Origin of the sequence: Allomuricauda sp. CP2A (genome assembly GCF_001683915.1) — a bacterium.
In the GTDB taxonomy this organism is placed as follows: Bacteria; Bacteroidota; Bacteroidia; order Flavobacteriales; family Flavobacteriaceae; genus Flagellimonas.
This window is the reverse complement of record NZ_LXTT01000005.1, coordinates 41,205-59,707: the sequence shown is the minus strand read 5'-3', so window position 1 is coordinate 59,707 and position 18,503 is coordinate 41,205. Positions and strand designations below refer to the sequence as shown.

General features: G+C 42.7%; 17 protein-coding genes. 6 read left to right on the top strand and 11 right to left on the bottom strand.

Going from position 1 to position 18,503, the window contains the following annotated elements; translation table 11 throughout:
• Nucleotides 1–25 precede the first annotated feature (25 nt).
• The 5 genes from A7D14_RS00785 (at nucleotide 26) to A7D14_RS00765 (ending at nucleotide 4,166) form a co-directional block, all read left to right on the top strand.
• Entirely contained in the window at nucleotides 26–757 is a 732-nt protein-coding gene (locus A7D14_RS00785) for a FadR/GntR family transcriptional regulator (protein ID WP_067028946.1), read from the top strand.
• Nucleotides 754–1,764 carry a sugar kinase gene (locus A7D14_RS00780; RefSeq protein ID WP_255307358.1) on the top strand — a complete coding sequence of 337 codons (1,011 nt, stop codon included), beginning with the start codon at nucleotides 754–756 and terminating at the stop codon, nucleotides 1,762–1,764. The genes A7D14_RS00785 and A7D14_RS00780 overlap by 4 nt, the downstream gene beginning before the upstream one ends.
• Entirely contained in the window at nucleotides 1,761–2,414 is a 654-nt protein-coding gene (locus tag A7D14_RS00775; protein ID WP_067028944.1) for a bifunctional 4-hydroxy-2-oxoglutarate aldolase/2-dehydro-3-deoxy-phosphogluconate aldolase, read from the top strand. Before A7D14_RS00780 ends, A7D14_RS00775 begins: the two co-directional genes overlap by 4 nt.
• Complete coding sequence (gene dgoD, locus A7D14_RS00770) at nucleotides 2,404–3,552, top strand: galactonate dehydratase (RefSeq protein WP_409552654.1); 1,149 nt, start codon at nucleotides 2,404–2,406, stop codon at nucleotides 3,550–3,552. Before A7D14_RS00775 ends, dgoD begins: the two co-directional genes overlap by 11 nt.
• Nucleotides 3,553–4,001: 449 nt before the next feature.
• Nucleotides 4,002–4,166 carry an addiction module protein gene (locus A7D14_RS00765; protein ID WP_255307357.1) on the top strand — a complete coding sequence of 55 codons (165 nt, stop codon included), beginning with the start codon at nucleotides 4,002–4,004 and terminating at the stop codon, nucleotides 4,164–4,166.
• Between the two features lie 776 nt (nucleotides 4,167–4,942).
• On the opposite strand, the gene A7D14_RS00760 is transcribed toward A7D14_RS00765, so the two are convergent.
• The 4 genes from A7D14_RS00760 to A7D14_RS00745 form a co-directional block, all read right to left on the bottom strand.
• Nucleotides 4,943–5,311 (bottom strand): DMT family protein, encoded by a 369-nt coding sequence (locus A7D14_RS00760; protein WP_067028940.1) that lies wholly within the window; start codon nucleotides 5,309–5,311, stop codon nucleotides 4,943–4,945.
• A gap of 801 nt (nucleotides 5,312–6,112) precedes the next feature.
• Nucleotides 6,113–6,502 carry a response regulator gene (locus tag A7D14_RS00755; RefSeq protein WP_067028938.1) on the bottom strand — a complete coding sequence of 130 codons (390 nt, stop codon included), beginning with the start codon at nucleotides 6,500–6,502 and terminating at the stop codon, nucleotides 6,113–6,115.
• A complete protein-coding gene (locus A7D14_RS00750) occupies nucleotides 6,474–9,635 on the bottom strand; it encodes a PAS domain S-box protein (RefSeq protein WP_067028936.1) in 3,162 nt (1,053 codons plus the stop codon). The genes A7D14_RS00755 and A7D14_RS00750 overlap by 29 nt, the downstream gene beginning before the upstream one ends.
• 441 nt (nucleotides 9,636–10,076) lie before the next feature.
• A complete protein-coding gene (locus A7D14_RS00745) occupies nucleotides 10,077–10,751 on the bottom strand; it encodes a hypothetical protein (RefSeq protein ID WP_067028934.1) in 675 nt (224 codons plus the stop codon).
• 287 nt (nucleotides 10,752–11,038) lie between these two features.
• On the opposite strand from A7D14_RS00745, the gene A7D14_RS00740 reads away from it, so the two are divergent.
• Nucleotides 11,039–11,632, top strand: coding sequence for a TetR/AcrR family transcriptional regulator (locus A7D14_RS00740; RefSeq protein ID WP_067028933.1), 594 nt, complete (start codon nucleotides 11,039–11,041; stop codon nucleotides 11,630–11,632).
• 295 nt (nucleotides 11,633–11,927) lie between these two features.
• Here A7D14_RS00740 and A7D14_RS00735 read toward each other — a convergent pair whose 3' ends face one another.
• The 7 genes from A7D14_RS00735 to A7D14_RS00705 form a co-directional block, all read right to left on the bottom strand.
• Complete coding sequence (locus A7D14_RS00735) at nucleotides 11,928–12,140, bottom strand: hypothetical protein (protein ID WP_067028931.1); 213 nt, start codon at nucleotides 12,138–12,140, stop codon at nucleotides 11,928–11,930.
• Nucleotides 12,133–12,819, bottom strand: a complete 687-nt coding sequence (locus A7D14_RS00730) for a potassium channel family protein (protein ID WP_067028929.1) — start codon at nucleotides 12,817–12,819, stop codon at nucleotides 12,133–12,135. Before A7D14_RS00730 ends, A7D14_RS00735 begins: the two co-directional genes overlap by 8 nt.
• An 11-nt stretch (nucleotides 12,820–12,830) precedes the next feature.
• Nucleotides 12,831–14,618, bottom strand: a complete 1,788-nt coding sequence (locus A7D14_RS00725; protein ID WP_067028927.1) for a TrkH family potassium uptake protein — start codon at nucleotides 14,616–14,618, stop codon at nucleotides 12,831–12,833.
• A gap of 163 nt (nucleotides 14,619–14,781) precedes the next feature.
• Nucleotides 14,782–16,119, bottom strand: a complete 1,338-nt coding sequence (locus A7D14_RS00720; RefSeq protein ID WP_067028925.1) for a TrkH family potassium uptake protein — start codon at nucleotides 16,117–16,119, stop codon at nucleotides 14,782–14,784.
• Nucleotides 16,116–16,478 carry a hypothetical protein gene (locus A7D14_RS00715; protein ID WP_141673180.1) on the bottom strand — a complete coding sequence of 121 codons (363 nt, stop codon included), beginning with the start codon at nucleotides 16,476–16,478 and terminating at the stop codon, nucleotides 16,116–16,118. Before A7D14_RS00715 ends, A7D14_RS00720 begins: the two co-directional genes overlap by 4 nt.
• A gap of 245 nt (nucleotides 16,479–16,723) precedes the next feature.
• Nucleotides 16,724–17,410 carry a response regulator gene (locus tag A7D14_RS00710; protein ID WP_067028958.1) on the bottom strand — a complete coding sequence of 229 codons (687 nt, stop codon included), beginning with the start codon at nucleotides 17,408–17,410 and terminating at the stop codon, nucleotides 16,724–16,726.
• The gene (locus A7D14_RS00705) at nucleotides 17,403–18,497 is read right to left on the bottom strand and encodes an ATP-binding protein (RefSeq protein ID WP_255307356.1); all 1,095 of its coding nucleotides are present in this window, start codon (nucleotides 18,495–18,497) and stop codon (nucleotides 17,403–17,405) included. The genes A7D14_RS00710 and A7D14_RS00705 overlap by 8 nt, the downstream gene beginning before the upstream one ends.
• Between the last annotated feature and the right edge of the window lie 6 nt (nucleotides 18,498–18,503).

The following is an 18,503-nucleotide window of genomic DNA, read 5'->3' as shown; positions in this document are numbered from 1 at the left end:
GTATGATGTATTATAAATTGTCATAATGGATTTGTTTCAGCCCATAGAAAATCGAGGATCTCTTAGTAAGCATGTTGAAAATGAACTCACTAGGGCGATAAGAAAAGGTCAATATCGACCTTTACAGAAGTTGCCCACCGAGAACGAGCTCTGTTCCATTTTTAATGTGAGCAGAACTGTGGTACGGGAGGCCATTAAGGGATTAAATGCAAAAGGAATTGTGGAGGTGAAGAAGGGGAGCGGGGCCTATGTTTCAGAAATGAGCATTAAAAATGCTTCCGAAACTTTGAACATGTTCTTTAAGTTGTCCTCCGACAAGGATTTACTATTGAGCACCATAGATTCGCGGGCCATGATCGAACCGATGATAGCTGCAAGGTCAGCAGTTGTCAGGACAGAAGATCATTTGGTCCAACTGAATGAAAACATTGAAAAGATGAAGCAATGCCCATTGGAAAATAAAAAGGAAGAGGCCGAACTCGACAACCAATTCCATAGGGTTTTGCTCGATTGCGTGGATAATCCAGTACTGCACTTATTGGTAGATCCCATTTTTAATCTTATGCCAAAATTTAAACTCGGGGTTTTTGCAAAATCAATTAGAGGGAACCTTGAAGAAGAAAAGAAGGAAATGATGCACTATCATCAGTTAATAACCGATGCAATTGTTTCCCAAGATGCTCAAAGGGCCGAGAATTTTATGCGGGAACACTTAAGGATAACCCGCGAAAATTATATGAAGACAATAAAAAAATGATGGAATTTGTCACTTTTGGAGAGATCATGTTAAGGCTTACGCCTTCACAAAAAGGGGATAAGCTGTTGCTTGCCCAAGAATTTGCTGTGGGATATGCGGGAGCCGAATCCAATGTGGCCGTTTCCCTGTCCCTTTTGGGAAATCAGGTTTCCTTTATAAGCAAGGTGCCCAATAATCCAATGGGAAAGGCTGCTTTGTTTGGGCTTAATCAATTTGGGGTTTCTACCGATACTGTCTCGCTCGGGGGCAATAGAATGGGCACCTATTTCATTGAGCTTGGCGCTTCAATCAGGCCTTCGCGGGTGGTATATGATAGGCAGGGTTCCTCAATTAGTCAAATAGAGCCTGGGGAACTAGATTGGGATACCATTTTACAAAATAAGAATTGGCTGCACCTTTCTGGAATCACGCCAGCCTTATCCGATCAATGCGCCAAAGAGTCGATTTTGGCTGCGGAAACCGCAAAAAAATACGGTGTCAAGGTCAGTTTTGACCTAAATTTCAGAAGAACACTATGGCCGGATGGAAAAACGGCCCGGAACATATTTGATGCCATAATAGCAAACTCTGATGTGGTCTTTGGCAACTTGGGTGCCCTGGGAGATGTATATGGACTTCAATTCTCTGGAAAGGACGGGATGGAGCGGACAAAAAGGGCAATGTTGAAGGCAAGTGACCTTTTTGGGGTTAAAAATATGGCTTTTACCATACGGGAAAATCGTTCCGCTTCTCAAAACAAGCTTCAAGGCGCTGCCCTAAAAGATGGTACTATCTTCTTTTCAAGACCTTACGAGGTTCAAGTGGAAGATCGTTTTGGTACCGGGGATGCCTTTGCCGCGGCCTACCTGCATTCATTGAACAAGGATTGGAAATCGGAAAAAGCAATAGAATTTGCCACTGCGGCCTTTGCACTTAAGCACACCATAAACGGAGATTTGCATACCAGTACGGAGGAGGAAATTATTTCGGTGGTGGATGGAAATCTATCAGGACATGTGATACGATGAAGAAAGAGAAAATACTATACAGGATCTTGGAGGAGAAGATCATTTCAATTGTCCGCCTTAAGGGCAGCAAAATGACATCTAGCGTAATTGACCACCTCATACAGGGAGGAATTAAGGTACTCGAAGTTACTTCCAATACACCAAATTTTGATACCGAAATCAGTAAAGTACGAAAGAAGCATCCAGATATTCTGGTCGGGGCAGGTACGATTACAACTTCAGATTTGGCTTTAAAAGCTATAGAAGCTGGAGCTCAATTTTTGGTCACGCCCAATACCAACAAGGGTATAGTGGATGTGGCCAAACAGGCTGATATACCGGTGGTCATGGGGGCGTTTACCCCAACGGAGATAGCCGATGCAATTGTCTTTGGCGCGGATATCATCAAACTCTTCCCAGCCAATCATTTAGGAACGGACTATTATAGATCTTTAAAGGGTCCCTTTTCCAACACCAAATTTTTTGCAGTTGGTGGTATAGGGGTTGATACCATGAACGATTGGTTCAAGGCGGGCATCGATGGAGTCGGTATAGGAAGTACGTTGGTTCCATCTGGGGTCGGAACTGAGGAAGAATTGAATGCCATTACAATATGTGCATCAAAGTTTGTGGAACATTTAAAAACTGAAAATGGGTCAATTGCAGATTGAGAATATTGAGCTGTTCAAGGTGCCACCGAGATGGTTGTTCTTAAAAGTAACCACTAAAGGAGGCATTGTTGGATGGGGAGAGCCTGTAGTGGAGGGAAAAGCCGATACGGTCGCTACATGTGTGCAGGAACTTTCAAAATATTTCATTGGCCGATCGGCAAATGATATTGAGGATATTTGGCAAACCATATACCGCGGAGGCTTTTACAGAGGAGGACCCATTTTGATGAGCGCTTTGGCGGGAATTGACCAGGCACTTTGGGATATCAAGGGAAAATCTTTGGGTGTTCCGGTGTATGAACTGCTGGGCGGAGCGGTCAGAAAGAAAATGAAAATGTATTGTTGGATCGGGGGCGATACCCCGGATGTCGTCATAGAACAAGCCCAATCCAAGGTGAAAGAGGGATATACGGCAGTTAAAATGAATGCCACAGGGGCACTGGAATGGATCGATTCCACAAAAAAAATAAAAAGCGTAACAAAGAACATCCAACTGCTCAGGGAGGAATTTGGGGATGACCTGGATATTGGGCTTGATTTCCATGGAAGGGTGCACAAAGGCATGATGAAAAGGCTCATAACAGAACTGGAGCCCTATAGGCCCATGTTCATTGAAGAGCCCATATTGGGAGAAAACAATGGGGTTTTGGAACATATCTATTCCTTCACATCCATACCAATTGCCACCGGGGAACGCATGTTCTCAAGATGGGATTTTAAGGAACTGCTGCACAGGGGTGTTGTTGATATTGTGCAGCCCGATCTTAGCCATGCCGGCGGTATATCCGAGGTAAGAAGGATTGCTGCCATGGCCGAGGCCTATGATGTTGCTTTGGCACCGCACTGCCCTTTAGGTCCAATTTCGTTGGCATCGGCATTACAGATTGATTTTACGAGCATCAATGCCTTCATTCAAGAAAGCAGTTTGGGTATTCATTATAATAAGGGATACGACCTATTGGACTATATGGAGAACCCAGAAGTTTTTGACATGGAGGACGGATATATTTCACTTTTAAAAGAACCGGGACTGGGTGTCCGCATTGATGAAGAAAAGCTTAGGAGCGCGGTGAAGGAAGGGCACCAATGGAGCAACCCCATTTGGAGGAACCAAGATGGCAGTCTTGCTGAATGGTAGGGGTGAACATGGGTGGTTCCAATAAGGGCAAATAGGTTCTTTTATATTTCTAAATATTTCCAACATAGCTTTTAAAATTGTGCATGTTAAAGGATTCTGTACCATTTGTTAAAAAATGACACAATTTGCTGGCTTTAAAATAGTAAAGCCCAAAAATTAAGAAGAAAGACCAAATAGGCCACCAATTACAAAGCATAGAAATTATGTGATTGGTTTTTAACGGGATATGAAGTATCCTCACAATCTGCCACTATGGAGGGTATCAAAAAACACTTGGGCTTTCATGTGGCCCGACATACGTTGGCGACCACTGTAAAACTTTTAAACGGAGTTCCGATGGAATAGAATTCGTACCTTTATTCTTAGAAAAAAAAGCTATCATGGCAACAATCGATTTAAGGAAAACGGTCAAGGAGTAGGTGGACACTGCGGACATAAGACTTTTAAAAATGATAAAGGCATTGGCCGAAAGCTACCAAAAGGACGAGCAAGAACTTACCTTGGACGAAGAGCAATACAAAATGATGGACAGGCGAAGGGAAGCGCATTTAAAGGGCGAGAGCAAATCACTTACTTGGGAAGAGGTTAAAAATAATGCAAGAAACGCCAGCTAGTAAATGACCTATATTTTGGAGATCAAGGATGAGGCCAACCGGGAAATCATAGAGGCCTATCTTTATTATCAAGAAAAACGAACAGGACTGGACTAGGAATTCTTGGAACATTTGGACGGTAATTTCGAGAGGATTGTAGCGAACCCGAAACACTTCCCTCAAAAGCGGTAACCTTACCGGGAAGCATTCATAAAACGTTTTCCGTTTCTAATTGTTTACGAAATCACAAAAAAAAAAGATAATTGTTTACTCCGTGTTCAACACTTGGCAAAATCCGGAGAAGAAGAAAAAATAGTCCTCCAAAACAAATCACATTTTTTTAGTTTCTCAAAACTCCCTGTCTTTTGTTCCGTTCTCTGCATGGATGAGACGGATAATGGGAGTCCTTGAAAACGGCAAATATAAACCAGTCAGTTTGTTGTTTCAGTGCTTTGTAAATCAATTCCTTATAGGTTATTGGGACATACTCAATTTTTTCTGGGAAAGGTGGTGTGCCTCATCCATTTTATACAGATATAGGGGCTTCGGTATATTCCTTCATCAATGACATAAAGTCCATATTGTTAGTCTTATTCGTGATCAAATTCCATCCCTGCCTTCAGTGACACAAGAGTGAACCTGAGCCAAATAAATATTTTAATCAGCTCAAATTCTTATTGTTTTTGAGCCGAATATGACCTTTAATCCGTTCGGTCCCTTTATGAAACTACAGTCAAGAAATTTGCCAGTATACAGGACTACTGGTGGCATCCCAAATCATTTTATTGTTTCCAATCTCATTTCTTGAACATGAAATAAACGGCTAAAATCAAAAAAAGAAAGGAAATGATATGGTTCGGACGAAACGTTTCTGTCTTGAAGACCACCAAGGTGAATATCGCAAAAACAACCAATGTTGTTACCTCTTGCAGTACTTTCAATTGGATGAGGCTGAACGGTCCCCCATGTTCCTTATACCCAATCCTATTGGCGGGTACTTGGAACATATATTCAAACAGCGCTATGCCCCAACTGATCAGTACTATGGAAACAAGCCCAAGCTTATTGAACCACTTCCATTCTGAAAATTTGAGGTGACCATACCAGGCCACGATCATAAAGGAATTGCTCATGAACAACAGGCCAATTGTCAAAAATGCTTTCATCGAGGATGTTTGGGTTAGTGAACCGTTCCGGGACCTTGATTAATGGCCAGATCCGTGTTCTTTTCAAAAGGTGGAAATTACAGAAAAAACCAACACAGGATGAGTGTGTTGCCGGGATACACAATAAGCAAAATACACGGATAGTGATCCCGGACGGGACGGTTACTTTTTAAGTTTTTTGAGTTCCCTTTTGGACGCCTTTAAAATCATATGGAGTTCTTTCCTTCTCTGTTTGCATGTTGACCTTGATACTTCCTCTTTCGTGCGGAACATAAGGGATTCGCAATAAGCAATTCGATATTTACTTGAGAATTGTACAACCTTTCTGTACAGGGGGTCGATTTGTGGTAGTGTTGATGAAGATTTTTTGTTTTTTGTTAAGAACAATGTGGAACAATTTAATTTGATCATTGTTGATAAAGCCACAACTTCTGTACCAAGTATGATATGGGAAATTTAGGGAACGCAATAGAATCTTATGTTCGACAGGCGATACCCTCTAAGAATTGCAATAGGTAAAGCTCCCATTCAAAGATTCGTATTGAAGGCAATGCCAGACAAAATTTTTTCTCAAGGTCAATTGTCCACTAAAAAATCTTGGCCCAGATATTAAACTTAGCTCTAATATGTTTCAAAGATTCATGGAAATAGCGGCCGAAACATGAAACAGAATCCATTTATCCAAAGATTGTGTTTTGGTACAATCCCTCGACAGATAGCGCAAACCGCATTTACGACGTTTGTTGGGAATCTATAAAAGCACTGGATATGGAAATATCCGGGAACGGTCCTTTACTGAAATCAAAGTGGCTTTTTTAACTTCGCCACCATAAATGACTCCATCGCTAGTTCATCCAACGGTTTTTCAATGAACGAAGCAACATTAGGCAGACCATTGGCCCTATCCCTGTCACCAGGGTTTATGGAAGACGTCAAAACATGAATCTCCATGCATGTTTCAATCGTTAAGGAATCCGCTGCTTCAATAAATTCCCAACCATTCATCACGGGCATATTGATGTCCAAAAAAACAATATAATGTTTGTCCGGATTATTCTTTATATATTTTAGACCTTCCAAACCATTATAGAATATGGTAATGGGAATGCCCTTTATTTTCTGTTCGATCAAATTTTGATTTAAAAAATTGGTGATGGCGTCGTCATCGATTAATAATATTTCCTTGGTCATTATGAAATTTTTTGTTGGTTATCTTTATTACCTTATGCAGTTCTTTATCTATTTCATCAATGGAGGTTGAAATAATATCCAACAAATCCATGGTTGAGAAAATTTCCTCCCCATAAGCCTTATGATGCATCAGCAGGGACATTATCCTTGTCAGGGGCGAACGGATGGCATGTGACTGCAGCCAGGCTATTTCCGTGAGCATTTTGTTCTGATTCTTAATTTTTTCCAATTGTTCCCTTGCCACCGTAACATCCGTTGCCGAACCAATAGTTTTTATAGGGTTGTTATTGCAATCCCTTTGGACATAAAAACTATCCAGGACATGCCCAATGGAGCCGTTTTCGGAAATTGTCCGATACTCGATCGCCCAATCATCCTTTTCAGATTCGAACAAATGGTTTTCAAGGGTGTCCCAAACAAATTCCCTGTCTTTTGGATGGATTCTTCTGAACCAATCATTATCTATTTCAAACGCTTGCTTTGTTATTTGTTCCTCAATCCGGTTGGAAACTTGGCAATATAACATGGTCTTGGATCGATGGTCCAGCTCCCAAATGACCTGTTTACTGGCTGACATGGCCAATAGGAAACGTTCCTTACTTATCCTTAATTGCAGCTCGTATTCCTTCTCCTTCGTAATATCCCGGACCGTTCCCTCAATATGCAGTGGCTCCCCTGTGGATTCATCGATGATCATTTGGATTTCTTGGTGCACCCATTTAACGGCCCCGTTCCCCGTAATGATCCGATGCTCAAATTTTGTGATGACCCCTGGCTCTAGATGGTTGTTGGGGTTTTCCTCGATAAGGTGTCTATCTTCAGGATGGAAGGCATTGGTGACATTTTCCATGGTCGGAAGGAAATTTTCCGGCGTATATCCGAAAATCCGATAGGTTTCTGGGCTCCACTCACTGAGGTCCGAACTGAAACTTCTGTACCAATAACCGATTTTGGCTATCCGGTGTGCCCGGTGGAGCCTGGCATTTGACATCTTAAAGGATTGTTCTAATTCCTTTTGGTCCGTAATATCCTTGGCGACGGCCAGCACCAGTTCATGGTCTTTATTGGCAGTACTTGACCATATGAACCATTTTTCCATGTTATTTACGGACAACATACGAATTTCAACGCCATCCGTTCTTCCCAAACCACAACGATTGGGTAACACGAGGTCCAATTTGTCCCGATTGGATTCATGGATGAATGCTTCAAATTCGCCTCCCACAATTTGAGTTCGATTTATTCCTATAACCCTGGCGAAGGCTTCATTGGCCTGTTTTATTCTCCCATCAAAACCAATGATGCAAAAAGGATCGGGTGAGAGCTCAAAAAATTCCAAATATTCCCTCAGGACCATTTTTTGTTTGATGGTTCCTCCTATCTGATGGCCAATTCCCTCCAAAAGGTATATGGCATCATCCAATTCATCTTTTGGTTTCTTTGAGAGCAATAGGAGACACCCGATGGATTCCTGGCCCGAAAGTATGGGTAGGCCTATGCAGGTTCTGAGCCCAAACTTTTTGGCAACATTTGATCGGACAAATTCAGATTTCTTGTCAAAATCATCCCAGATCATCAATTCGTTCGCCCGTTCAATTTTACATTGTACCCCCGTCCCCGTAGAAAAAAAATCCACGGGCATGGGGTGATTCAAAAAAAGCTCACCGTCTTTGTCCCTACTGGCCTGGCCTAGCAGGATGAATTTGGCCCCGTCCTTTGATTTTAACCACACCTCAGCGGCTTCGATCTCGCACACTTTTGCCAGTTTTTCCAGCATGTTGTCAAGGCCCTCCCGAAGGCTTCCCTTATTTCCAAAAGCTTTAACGAGGTCCAGTACAAGCTCCTTCTTCAGTTTGGACCTCACCCTATCGGTAACATCCTTGGAATTCATGACAATTCCTTGGATGTTAGTTTCGCCCAAATGGTTGCTCCAAATGGATTCGATCCACTTCCAGTTCCCATTGGAATGTTTAAACCGGAATGGTTCGATCTCAACTTTCTGGGCCTCTTGCACCATTTCGAGTGCACTCCTTAACCGTGGTACATCCTCATTGGACAATCGATCAAAAAAACAAGTGTCAATCAAATCATGGGTTGAATACCCTAATTGGTTGTCAAAAGATGGGGAAGCATAACGGTAGATCCCGTCCATATCCACGATGGAGATCAGATCGGTTCCGTTCAGCACCAGGCTTTTGAACCTACTTTCGCTGTTCTTCACTTTGTCCAACACATCTGATTGGTTGATCAAGTGGGATAGATTGGTGGTAAGTGTGTTCAACAATTGCACTTCCTCTTTCGTCCAATTCCTTTCCAACTCATGGTCCTCCAAGCCGATAAACCCCCTGAAAGTGCCTGATGAAAAAACAGGAAGTGCCAATAATGACTTTAGGTTTTCCGTCTCCAATGTTTCTACAAGACTGGGGTCGGAGATTTTCGACCTCTTCATGGAAAAGACCCTTCCTTTTCTCAACCGCTCGATCAGGTGCTGTAGAACTGGGAAGGGTAAGGCGGGGCATCCATATCGTTCGGAACTTATTTTAGGGCCGGGACCGGTCTTAATTTTCATTAAAATGATCCTATCATGTTTTGAATCGCTCTGAAAGAAATAAACCCGATGGATTTTCAAGGTCTCCAACAACAATGTAAAACAAACATCCAAGGCTTTCAACCAATCCGGATTTCGAATCAAATTGTTGTTCATGTCCGATATGGCCTGGAAAAGTCGGTTTTGGGAAAGCAATCTTTTCTCGTGATCTACGGTATCGGAAACATCCACTGCAATGACAAGTTCAGCTTGTCTGCCTTTATATTGAATGAGATTGCCTTTTAGGAATACCGGGAAAACCGTACCATCCTTTTTCTTATGGCGATAAAAGCCCTCTTTGTAGGTATCCTTTCTACCTTTGGCATTCTCGATGGCTATCTGTAGCTTGGGAATATCTTCTTTAGGTCTAATGGCTTTAAGGGTCATACGGAGAAAACGGCCTTTTGTAAAGCCATACTGTTGGACAGCAGCATCATTGACCTTTAGAAAACGAAGCGTCTCTAAATCATAAACCCACATGGGGTGTGGACAAAAATCAAAAATATAGTCTTCCGATAAACTGGAAGCATCTGGAGTGGGGGACATTCCTTTGAGGTTGGTTGAAAAGGTTTGGGATAATTGAAACGGTTAGACAACCAAATCACTGGTAAAAAATTAACTTCTGAGGCATGTTGGCAATTTAGATATTGTTGGTCTATTAAATTAAAATTACAAGGCCCTTGTAATTTTATCCGTAACGAATTTTATTCTCAAATATTATTAAAATTATAAATTAAGTTTAATTAAATCAAAAAAACTTAACAGCTCGTCTCTTAGTTTCTTCACGAAAAAAGCCGATTTAGATCTCCAACATCCCTAATGCCGGCCCGATTGTAATTATGTAAGACTCCTTTATACATTCCAAATAGTATCTTAATCTGAGATATCTTCGTCTTGACAAAAGCATGCCCAAAATAAACCATACTAATCATTAATATCACTATTGTCTTCACTACTTCCTACCTGTTTAATAATAGTATTAACCCTTTAACGGGTTTCAACCACCTCAATAATTCCTTGATGCCCGGAGGTCCTTCCCACTAGGAAAAGTGTGAGTAAAATTTGAACTAAGATGACAACAGAAATCAAAACTGGTTTGTCTGCCAAATAGAACTCTAAACCTTTTATCTGTGGAACGAACATAGTTAGATTGGCAAGATTGAATAGAAGGATAATCCAAAATAATGACTTACTTCCTTTGTAGTACCACCAGCAGAAAATTCCAAATGCCAGTTCTAGGAAAAATGCCACTATAGGTGCCGAAGAATATAACCCCATGCCCAACAAGGAATTATTCGAAAAACCCAAAGGAATATCCGCGGCATGAGTCAATAAATCCAGGACAATATGAGAAAGAAGGGCGAGAGCCATCCAAATGGCAACCCGCCAAGACCTCTTCCATACCAAGAACAAACCACCCCCGACTACTGCTATGATAAACGAGGACAGAACGGAATGGGAGAAAGGCATATAATCCAAATGAATATCACCAACATAGTTTACAGTCTTCTCAGTTACAGTGTTCTCAACGCCCAACAAATTTAATAGCACCCATAGCAGTTCCACGAACTGCACAGATAATAAAACCCAGACAACGGAAACCTTGTTTCTTAACTGCTTTTTAAAAATTAAAGCAGATGCCGCATGATTTATTGCAAACATAATATTGAGTATTAAATAGCAGTAACAACCATTATAATTTTTCACCACTAAATATTTGACATCCCTTCAAAACCCAATGAACCATAGTACTCTACATAACTCAGGCTAAATTTGATTACTTCTATAAAGTACTAAAATAGTATATTTAGTACAAATATAACGTTTATTTGAATTCTCGGGTTAGAAATTTGATTGTCAATAATAAAATTCTTGCTCCATTGATAGATTCTCCAGCTGGAATGGTCGGTTGATTCTTGCCATTAAAGTTTTCTTAGTACATTACCTTCATGAAAAAAGGAACAATAAAAAAAAGAGTTTTAAAATTAGCTTACGAAAAATTTTTGAGACATGGGTTTTACCGTGTCTCAATGGATAGTTTAGTGGAAGAATTGCGCACAAGCAAAAGCAGTCTCTACAATCATTACTCCTCAAAAGAAGATCTTGTAAAGGCAGTTATTGATGAGATCAATAATAAAATTAACACCAAATTGGAAAGTGTCACTGAGAATGAAAACCTGCCATTTAAGGACAAACTTATCATCATCTCCGAATTTACAAAGAACTATCTTTCAAAAGTCAGTGATGCCTTTCTCAAAGATCTTGCAATAAGCACTCCTGGAATTGGGGATTATTATGAACAACAGCGCACTAAAAGAATAAAGAAGTATTATAAACGGCTATTTGAAACCGGTATTTCTGAAGGGGCGGTAAGGAAGGATATCGATCTTGACCTTATTCTTGCTATATATTTGAACCTAACAATGATGCCCCTTAGGCCAGAATACCATCAGTTACTCAATATGGAGAATAAAAACATCTATAGCGATGTTCAAGAAATTTTTATGAATGGCATTTTAAAAGATGAACGGACTTCTGTCTGAACCCATTAAACCTAATCAATCAGCCCTGAAAATTATCTATCATGTAACTAAAAATCTATTAGCTTCCATTTTCTTTATTTTAATTTTTCAATAGAATTTAAAAATTTGGGCCGTAACGGATAGCAATTTCATGGTCAAACCCTTAATGGATTTATCAGACATTTATTACGGCCATCCCACTAAACCCCAATAATAAGAGCCTAATTGGGATTTAATACGTGTATGGGATTGCTACAATTCCCTTTATGGGCCATGAACCCGAATGCTGAATTGGAATCGGGCTCCTCCTTATAGATCAGGTATTCACAGCCTTCGAAAACAATGGTCTCAAAATGGTCCTTGGGAATTCTTGCCGTCTTGCCCTCTTGCCCTCGACCGAATTGGCCAATGAATCCTCGCCACGTTGCCGTTCCAAGCGCAGTTTTTCGTAATCCCTGTCCTGACAGGAGGAAGCAGTGATCATTGCCATTAACAACCCAAAAATGAGAATATTCCTTGAATCAATCATCCTTTAAAAACTTCTTGATATCCTTGTTCGAACCATAGACCACTATGATATCGTCCTTGTTCAAGAGACTATCGGGATTGGCCACTCCTTTCACTTTCGTTACATTTCGTGTCTTTCCCACTACGGTCCTTTCTTCGGTATTGGCAATAGTGGTCAATACCAATAGGTTGTACTCTTCCCTGATATTGCTCTCCCTAATGGTCTTTCCATGAAGTTTCTTTGGTACATCTACCTCTACAATACTGTAATCGTCGTTCAGTTCAAAAGAATCCACAACGCCTTTCAAGCAAAGCTTTTTGGCCCAGCGCTCGGCTGATTCTTCCTCTGGGTGCACAATTTCATCCACGCCGATGGCATGCAGCACTTTTTCATGCAGTTCGTCAATAGATCGGCTGATCAAACGCTTCACCTGAAAGTTCTTGAAAAGGGCCGTGGCCATCACACTGGCCCCTTTGTCCTCCCCAATGGCCACAATGACCATATCTGTATCCTCCAAGGGAAGGCCTGACACCGTAAACTCATCGGTGGCATCCATACAAATGGTATGGGAAATGCGTTCCTTGTAATTGTCCACGCGGTTCATGTTAGAGTCTATACCGATAACTTCATTGCCCTGTTCGGTCAATTTTTCCGATAGTGAGGCACCAAAACTGCCCAATCCCACAACGATATACTTCATATTGATGTTTTTTAGTTAATGGTAAGCTCCTCAACGGGATACCTGTAATTTTTCTGTTTGACCTTTTTGAAAACCGCGATCAACAAGGTGAGCATACTGATCCGCCCAATGAACATCACTGCTATGATGACAAACTTGCTGGCGGCACTTAAATTTGCGGTAATTCCAAGGCTCAATCCCACCGTACTATAAGCGGAAAAACATTCAAAGGCGATGTCCAGCAATTTCTTTTCACTATCAAAAACGGAAATCAGCATAATCCCTGTGCCGATGACCAAGAGCGAAAGTGCTATCACCGCAAAGGCACGTCTTACCGAGATTTCTGCGATTTCCCTTCTAAAGACCTCGATCTTGGCCTTTCCTTTGGCAAGGCTCAAAAAATTAAGGGTAGCAATGGCAAAGGTGTTGGTCTTGATTCCGCCTCCGGTGGAAGCGGGGGAAGCACCCACCCACATCAACAAAAAGATCATCATGATCGTGGAAAATTCCAACGCTGCCATATCCACGGAATTGAAACCGGCCGTCCTTGGGGTAGCAGCACCAAAAAGGGCCGTTACCACTTTTCCTATACCCTGATGCTCCGCCAAGGTATTGTCATATTCATTAAAATAGAATAGTATGGTCCCCAAAACGGTGAGGGAAATGGTCGTTATGAGTGTAATTCGACTGTTTAGGTTCAGTACCCAAGGCCTATACTTTTTTTCTTCCCCGGTTAGGAAGAACAGTTTCCTTAAGACAAAATATTTGAGATACTTTATGATGTTCACCACGATCGGAAACCCCAGTCCACCCAATACAAAGGCAGCAATGATAACCACTTGGAGCGTATAATTGTATCGGAATCCAGTTTCGTAAAGACTGTTGGGCAAGGTGGAAAATCCGGCATTGCAGAAGGCCGATACCGCGTGGAACACCGAAAAGAAAAAGCGTTGAAAAAAAGAGGCGAACAAGTTATTGTCCATGCTCAAATAGATCAATAGTGCCGCAACCAACTCAATTGAAAATGTAATGACCAGGATGCGTCTCAAAGTCGCGAAAACCTCCCCCAGCTTTTTGCTTCCGGTCATATCGCTCAAGGTCAACTGGTTTTCATAGGAGGCACCCCCTTTGAAAAAGTAACTGAAATAGCTTGCCACAGTCAGGATCCCGATTCCCCCGGCCTGGATAAGGCAGAGGATGATCGATTGTCCAAAAACGGTAAAGTAGCTTCCCGTGTCCACAACGATGAGTCCCGTTACACATACAGCACTGGTGGAGGTGAACAAAGCATCCAAAAAGGAAATGCCATTATGGGTGGCATTGGGCAACATCAACAAAAGTGAACCGACCAAAATGATGCCCAAAAAACTGGCAATGAACAATTGCGCGGGATTGAGAAGTGTCTTTTTATAGTTGATTTCCTGCTCTGAAAACTCCCGCACAAACGTAAGGATAATCGCAAATTTCACCCAATTGTCATTGTATAGGAACGATAGGTGCCTATGTGCCTCCTCACCAAAAAAATGGGCGTAGAGTATCATCAGGGTCACCAGAATGGTCACCGCATCAAAAATAACAACGGCACGCTTGATCTGTTTTTGGCGTTCCACGTACCGTAGGGCCGTGGCCAAAATTCCCAGACCGATGACCACAAAATAAAAGGTATTGAACCAAATCTGGACCTGTTGAGATTTATCAAAGCCAAAATCGACAACGAATAGAAAAACCCCAATAATGCTTGTATAAAAGGCCAATTGAAAAAGAATTTTGGAAAACTCCCAATCAAAAAGCCTTGACCCTCCCCATTTGAAAAGCGACATAGAAAACCATAATTCGGTTGGAAACCGTAAAGGTATGGATAGCGTTATAAAGATTTTATAAAGATTGGATGCCCGCTCAAAGGGCAAGTGCGGTTGAGAGGTAAATAATGGCTATGGTTCCAAAGACCAAGACCTTCCTGGGGGAATGATGGGGACAAATGGGCTAAATCGCCAAGTCTTCACTGCCTTTTTTGATCCTCAGCTTGTTCTTTTTGGCAAGAATGGCCAGGCCAAAGGTCAACAGGCCCAGCCTGCCCACAAACATCACAACGATAAGGACCATTTTTCCAAAGGACCCCAAATTCCCCGTTATCCCAGTGCTCAGGCCAACAGTGCCGATCGCTGAGGTGGTCTCAAAAAGTATCTGTTCCAAAGGAAAATTTTCTGTCAGGGACAACAGAAAAGTGGCCAAAAATATAACGGATGCATAGAGCATGAACACGGAAGTGGCCACATAGAGCCTTTCCAAGGGGATGGTCCTTCCCCAAAAGGTTACTTGTCTATTGTTCCTGATCCGGCTCCACATAATCGCGATCAGGGCGGTGACCGTTGTGGTCTTCATACCCCCTCCGGTACCAGATGGTGAGGCCCCTATATACATGAGAAAAACAACGACCAAAAGGCTCCCGGTAGCAAAACCCCCCAATGGGACCGTGTTGAACCCTACCGTGGTCAAGGCGGTCATGGCCTGGAAGAAGGAGGCCATCAACCGATGTCCTGCAAGGTCTTCCACGGATGGCTCGAAACAGTAGATCATCAGGGTGCCAAAGACCAATAGGATGGCCATGGCCCCCAAAATGATCTTGGTGGTGAAGGTGATATCCTTCGTTTTCCCGGAAAGCCTGTTCCAAAAGTCGGTGACCACAATAAAGCCCAAGGAACCACAGATGGCCAAAAAGGAGAGTATGATATTAATAGAGGGATTGTCCGTAAACTGTTCAAAACTGTCATTGTACAGTCCAAAGCCAGCGGTGCAAAAGGCCGAGACACTATGATAGATACTGCTCCACAGGGCAAAGTTATGTTCCACCCCTGCATTGGTAAAGGCAATGTAAAGACATAGGGCTCCAATGACCTCGATGGTGAAAGTGAAAAGGATGACCGACCTCAGAAAATCCTTTACCTGAAACCCCTTGGGCATGGTAAACTCGGCATTGAGGATACGTTGGTGCCAATGGGTGAGATCACTTTTTTTGGAAAGCAGGACAAAGGTAGTAAAGGTCATATAGCCGATTCCCCCTATTTGGAACAGGAGCAAGATAATGAACTGGCCGAACCAGGAGTAGGTATCAAATACACTCACCGTGACCAGGCCCGTAGTGGAAATGGCAGAGGTGGCAATGAACAGGCTGTCCAAGGCATGAACATCCAGTTTATGGGAGAGGGGGAGGGACAAAAGTGACCACCCGATAAGGGTATAGACCAGAAAGCCGTACAACAGGTTTTGTTGGGGGGACAATGTCAACTGAAATTTTCTGTATTTCCTTAACAAGGTGTTCATGAATTATATTTTAAATGGCGTGTTAAAAGATGTTCCAGTTCGGTTACCTCGGAAAGAATGTTGTCCAGGAGTCCCAGAACCTGAGTCTTATTCCCCGATCCATTGGGAACCGTTTCATAAATGGCGATGGTATTCTTGACAAAATCCATGGTCTTGCTTGCTTCCTTGACCAAGCCCCGCATGCCCAAGGCTCCCAACAGCGCATCCATCCGTTGCTTTACATCGGTATGGACCCATTGAAAGAGCATGGCATTTGGTCCGGGCTCATCCATTGATATTTTTTTCAGTTCATTGATGCTGAAACAAAGACTGACCAACAAATCCGCTATCTGCTTGTTGATGATGGCTTGTTTTTCCATGGGATAGGTCTTAGGATGGAGAATTTGAAGCAGCGGAAGATGACAATCCAAATTCCGAGCATAATGATCAATGGATACATGAGATACCTTTTGTCCCTGTACCAACCTTTCACAGAATTGTAAGTGCTACCGGAACCTTCATCATATAAAAAATTCCATATCATCGTTGTTCTGTTCTATTGCAGCAAATTTCAGGGAAAAGGGGTATTTAAAAAATCAAGAAAGGGGGTGGGGGAGTAAAGATTTTATAAAGCTCCTTGGAAACGATAGCCGACCCCACTTTGCGTAATGATATGTTCGGGGTGGTTGGGGCTGTCCTCTATCTTTTTTCTCAAGGTGCCCACGAACACCCGTAAATACTGGGTCTCATTCTGGTGCCCATAACCCCAGACCTCGTTCAGGATATACTGGTGTGTCAATACCTTGCCCTCATTCTTGGCAAATAGCGCAAATAGATTGTACTCGGTCTGTGTGAGTTTGACCAGGGTTCCATCCTTTTTGACCGTTCGGGCCACAAAATCGATTTCAAGATTCCCAAATTGTACGACCGTATTGAGCTCGATGTTGTGGTCCCTGCGCATAGCAGATCGGATACGGGCCAAGAGTTCCCCTGTCCTGAAAGGTTTGGTCAGATAGTCGGTGGCCCCATTGTCAAGTGCCTTTACAATATCCGGTTCATTGTCCTGGACGGACAAGACAATGATGGGCTTATGGTACCAGTCCCTGAGTTCCACCAAAAGGTCATGGCCGCTTTTATCGGGCAATCCGATATCCAATAGGATGACATCGGGTAAATGGCTTGCCGCCAGTGAAGTGCCTTCCTTTGCATTTGCCGCCTGTAAGATCTTATAGCCATTGCTCTCCAGATTGATCTGGAGAAGTTTCCTGATCTGGGGCTCATCGTCTATGATCAATAGTTGTACCTTATCCATTTTCATAGGTGCTTATCGGGGATGCTTCTGCTGGAATGGATATGGTGAACAAAGAACCGCCTTCTTGTCCGTTCTCCAACAGTACCTTGCCGTCCATGGCCTCCGTAAAGCCCTTGACAATAGATAGTCCAAGTCCAGATCCCCCGACCGTGTTGTCAAGACGATAGAACTTTTGGAAAACGGAATCCATTTCATTTTCCGGGAACCCTTTTCCGTTATCCGAGACCCAAACAATGCAACCCTCCCCGGTCTGATCGGCCCCAATGGTTATGATGGAGTTTTTGGGCGTATGTTGAAGGGCATTATGGATAAGGTTGTGCAGAATCTGCTCCAATAACCCCCCGTCCAGTTTAAAAAGAGGAAGATGTTCCTTGGGATTGAACAGGATTGTATGTTCCGTTGCATCCTGCGAGTTTCTTCGCATGGTGGAAAAAATGGTCTCGTTGATATCGCACCAGTCCCTTTTGGGCTGGATGAACCCCGCTTCCAACCTGCTCATGCTCAAAAGATTTTCCACTTGACGGTTCAGTCGGAGCCCCGCTATCTCGATTTCCGCATACAGTTCGTTCCTGTTGCTTTCCGAGAGTTTTGAACGGTTGTCCTTGATGGTGTCCACTGCACCAATGATGGTCGCTATGGGGGTCCTGAGTTCATGGGAAAGGGAATTCAACAAGATGTTGTAAAGGGCAATGGATTTGGTGCGTTCTTCCTCGTCCCATTGCCTTTTTTCGAATTCCCTGATCTTAAAGGTAAGCACGGCATTGATCGACGCGATCACGAAATACATCAGGAACATAAGACCATCCTCAGGGGTCTCAATATGGAAGGTAAGGGTGGGAGGGATGAAGAAAAAGTTCCATATCAGTGCACTCAACAGGGCCGAAGCCATGACAGGGAAAATGTCGAATAGGATTGCATTGAGGGAGACCGCCATCAACAAGATCAGGGCAACGGCACCATAACCGATAAAATTGACCAAAAAGAAACAGATGGCCGAGGTGGCCACAATGAGCAGGATACTTATCGTGTACTGTTTCCTTTTACTGTAGTTCCTTGTTTTTAGGAAATCCAAATCTTTTTTGGTCAAAGTTAT